Raw genomic sequence first — 376 nt, 5'->3', positions numbered from 1 at the left:
CGGTAAACCGGCGAAGGGCTTTCACGCGTCCTTACCTTACTGAGGATGCCACCGCGTGCAGTGCGCCCGCCGACCGCTGTGCCTTCGCGGGTGTGATCGGATACTAGGGTGGGTATCGGGCGCAAGAAGGACACACAAGGAACGACACATACAAGATGTCCCGGTGAGTGGCCGGGCAATCGGAACGGAAACGGAGTGGTGGGTGCCCGGTCGTGTCGAAATCGATGACGTCGCGCCCGTCGTTTCGTGCGGCGTATATCCCGCCAAGGCGGTGGTCGGCGAGGTGGTCCCGGTCAGCGCGGCGGTCTGGCGTGAAGGCCACGAGGCCGTCGCAGCGACGCTGGTCGTGCGCTACCTCGGAGTGCGTTACCCACAC

At 64.9% G+C, this 376-nt stretch carries 1 protein-coding gene; it reads left to right on the top strand.

Annotation, left to right across the window (positions count from 1 at the left end; genetic code table 11):
* Positions 1–202: 202 nt before the first annotated feature.
* Positions 203–376, top strand: a 174-nt coding sequence (locus BST12_RS29600; RefSeq protein WP_211281431.1) for a maltotransferase domain-containing protein, incomplete at its 3' end; no start/stop codon positions are given.

Origin of the sequence: Mycobacterium angelicum, from assembly GCF_002086155.1 — a bacterium.
In the GTDB taxonomy this organism is placed as follows: domain Bacteria; phylum Actinomycetota; class Actinomycetes; order Mycobacteriales; family Mycobacteriaceae; genus Mycobacterium; species Mycobacterium angelicum.
This window is presented reverse-complemented; position numbering and strand designations above follow the sequence as displayed.